Genomic DNA, 3,370 nt, shown 5'->3' on the forward strand with positions numbered 1-3,370 from the left:
AAAAGGGAGGAGACCATGGACGACCAGCAGCCCCCCGCCGATCCCGTGTGGCTCGCCGCGGAAGCGGCATCCTTCGACGCCTTCCGCCGGCTCGTCGACCGCGGCACCGATCCGGCCGACTGGCCGCGCGCCGCCCGCATCGAGAGGAACGTCCTCGTCTACGACGGCGCCGCCGTCGCCCGCGCCGCCGCCGAGCCGGCCGAGCGGCGCGCCCTCGCCGCCGAATGGGCGGCCGCCTTCGCCACCGGCCCCGGCGTCATCGTCATCAGCGGCGCCTACCCCGACCCCGCGCCCCTCGACCGCGCCACCGCGCTCTTCGAGCGGATCATCGAGGAGCAGCACCGCAGCGCGACCGGCGGCGGCGACCATTTCGCCAAGCCCGGCGCCAACGACCGCATCTGGAACGCGCTCGAGAAGCATTGCCTCGCCGACCCGGCGGGCTTCGCCCTCTACTACGGCAACCCGGCCATCGCGCTCGCGTCCGAGGCCTGGCTCGGCCCGGGCTACCAGATGACCGCCCAGGTCAACCGCGTGAACCCGGGCGGCGCCGCGCAGACCGCGCACCGCGACTACCACCTCGGCTTCATGTCGCCCGAGGAGGCCGCCCGCTTCCCCGCCCACGTCCACCGCCTCTCGCCCGCCCTCACCCTGCAGGGCGCCGTCGCCCACGGCGACATGCCGCTCGAGACCGGCCCGACGCTGCTCCTGCCCTACAGCCAGCTCTTCCTCGAGGGCTACCTCGCCTTCGGCCTCCCGGCCTTCCAGGACTGGTTCCGCGACCACCACGTGCAGCTGCCGCTCGCCAAGGGCGACCTCCTCTTCTTCAACCCCGCCCTCATGCACGGCGCCGGCACCAACCGCACCGCCGACCGCTTCCGCATGGCCAACCTCCTGCAGGTCTCCTCCGCCTTCGGCCGCGCCATGGAAGCGATCGACCGCACCCGCATGACGCTCGCCCTCTACCCGGCCCTCCTCGCCCTCTGCGCGGAGCGCCGCCTCACCGAGGCCGAGGCCGGCAACGCCATCGCCGCCGCCGCCGAGGGCTACGCCTTCCCCACCAACCTCGACACCGACCCGCCGATCGGCGGCCTCGCGCCGAAGACCCAGGCCCGGCTCACCACGGAGGCGCTGGCCGCCGGCACCGACCCCGAGGCCTTCGCCGCGCTCATCCGCGAACATGCCGCCCGCCGCCAGCCCTGACCGGCCGCTTGTTCCCGCCGGGCCCGCGTCCTAGGTTCACGCCCGAACCCGAGGATCGCCATGGCCCAGAAGCCCGTCCGCCGCAGGGCGCGAAAGCCACCGCTCGCGCAGCGCCTGCGCAACGACTTCCTGACCGGCCTCGTCGTCGTGCTGCCGATGTTCCTCACCGCCTACCTCATCTGGTGGTTCGTGGGCTTCGTCGACGACAAGGTCGTCCCGCTCGTCCCGCGCCGCTACGACCCGGAGAACATCTTCGGCCGCAACATCTTCGGCTTCGGGCTCCTGCTCTTCGTCAGCTTCACCACGCTGGTCGGCGCGCTGGCCAAGAACCTGATCGGCCGGCAGATCCTGCAGTTCGGCGAGTCGGTCCTCAGCCGGACCCCGATCGTAAGGCCGATCTACAACGGCCTGAAACAGATCGCGGAAACGATCTTCACCGACTCGGGCAACACCTTCGAGCGCCCCTGCCTCGTCGAATACCCCCGCAAGGGCTGCTGGTCCGTCGCCTTCATGTCCACCCGCGTCCACCGCGAGATCACCGAGCGCACTAGCGAGGACCTCGTCTCCGTCTTCGTCCCCATGACCCCCAACCCCACCACCGGCTTCCTGCGCTTCGTCCCGCGCGCCGAGATCGTGCCCCTCGACATGAGCCTCGAGGATGCGACCAAGCTCATCATCTCAGCCGGCCTCGTCACCGAGCCGACGGCCTCCGCGCCGGGCCGGCGGCCGAAACCCGCCGCCCCGCTGGCGCCCCCGCCGGGCAGCCGCTAGACTGGCACCGGTGACGGATTTGAGGAGCAGGAAGGCCATGAAGATCGCGGTACTCGGCGGAGACGGCTTCTGCGGCTGGCCGACCTCGCTGCATCTCTCCGACCAGGGCCATGAGGTCCACATCGTCGACAACCTCTCCCGCCGCTGGATCGACACCGAGCTCGGCGTGCAGTCGCTGACCCCGATGGACTCGATCCAGGAGCGCACCCGCATCTGGCACGCCGAGACCGGGCGGCGCATCCGCTTCCACCTCCTCGACCTCGCCAAGGACTACGAGCGGCTGAAGCAGTGGCTGGCCGAGCACCGCCCCGACGCCATCATCCACTTCGCCGAGCAGCGCGCCGCGCCCTACTCGATGAAGACCGACCGCCACAAGGTCTACACCGTCGACAACAACGTCTCGGCGACCCACAACCTCCTGTCGGCGCTGGTCGAGACCGAGCTCGACGCCCACCTCGTCCATCTCGGCACCATGGGCGTCTACGGCTATTCGACGGTCGGCGCCGCCATCCCGGAAGGCTATCTCTCCGTCGGCATCGAGACCCTCGAGGGCGAGACGGTCACCCAGGAGATCCTCTACCCGACCCGCCCGGGCTCGATCTACCACATGACCAAGAGCCTGGACCAAATCCTCTTCCAGTACTACGCCCAGAACGACGGCCTCCGCATCACCGACCTGCACCAGGGCATCGTCTGGGGCACCCACACCGAGCAGACCCGCCGCCACGTCCAGCTGATCAACCGCTTCGACTACGACGGCGACTACGGCACGGTCCTCAACCGCTTCCTGATCCAGGCCGCCATCGGCTACCCGCTGACCGTGCACGGCACCGGCGGCCAGACCCGCGCCTTCATCCACATCCAGGACTCGGTCCGCTGCATCGAGCTCGCCCTCCAGGACGCCCCGAAGCGCGGCGACCGGGTGAAGATCTTCAACCAGATGACCGAGACCCACCGCGTCCGCGACCTCGCGGCCCTCGTTGCCGAGCTCACCGGCGCCAGGATCGCCTGGCTCCCCAACCCGCGCAAGGAGGCCGCCGAGAACGACCTCGTCGTCCGCAACGACCAGTTCCGCGCCCTCGGCCTCGACCCGATCACGCTCCGCGCCGGCCTCCTCGAGGAGGTGGTGGACGTGGCGAAGAAGTACGCCTACCGCGTCGACCGCTCCCGCATCCCCTGCGTCTCGGCCTGGACCAAGGAGATCGCCCAGATCGTCGAGCGCGACCCCGAGCACCGCACCCTGAAGACCGCCTGACAACCGGCCGGGCGCGCGCTACAATCATCCCATGAACCAGCACGCGCCCACGGTCCGCCGCCCGGCCACCTACCAGGACGTCCTCGACGCCCCGGAGAACATGGTCGCCGAGCTCATCGAGGGCGCCCTGCACCTGCACCCGCG

3 protein-coding genes are annotated in these 3,370 nt (G+C 70.6%); all 3 read left to right on the forward strand.

Annotated features, from left to right (window positions below):
* The coding region (locus tag Q0112_RS00295; protein WP_367278420.1) for a phytanoyl-CoA dioxygenase family protein at positions 1–1,200 on the forward strand (1,200 nt) is incomplete at its 5' end.
* Between the two features lie 60 nt (positions 1,201–1,260).
* Positions 1,261–1,971 carry a DUF502 domain-containing protein gene (locus tag Q0112_RS00300; RefSeq protein WP_297970063.1) on the forward strand — a complete coding sequence of 237 codons (711 nt, stop codon included), beginning with the start codon at positions 1,261–1,263 and terminating at the stop codon, positions 1,969–1,971.
* A 37-nt stretch (positions 1,972–2,008) separates the two neighbouring features.
* Positions 2,009–3,226, forward strand: coding sequence for an NAD-dependent epimerase/dehydratase family protein (locus Q0112_RS00305; RefSeq protein ID WP_297970064.1), 1,218 nt, complete (start codon positions 2,009–2,011; stop codon positions 3,224–3,226).
* Positions 3,227–3,370 lie beyond the last annotated feature (144 nt).

The organism is uncultured Amaricoccus sp., assembly GCF_937858865.1.
Lineage (GTDB): Bacteria > Pseudomonadota > Alphaproteobacteria > Rhodobacterales > Rhodobacteraceae > Amaricoccus.

Bases quoted from the DNA above. Each gene is read 5' to 3' on its own strand.
- Q0112_RS00300 (WP_297970063.1), top strand. From the start codon at position 1,261: ATGGCCCAGAAGCCCGTCCGCCGCAGGGCGCGAAAGCCACCGCTCGCG.
- Q0112_RS00305 (WP_297970064.1), top strand. From the start codon at position 2,009: ATGAAGATCGCGGTACTCGGCGGAGACGGCTTCTGCGGCTGGCCGACC.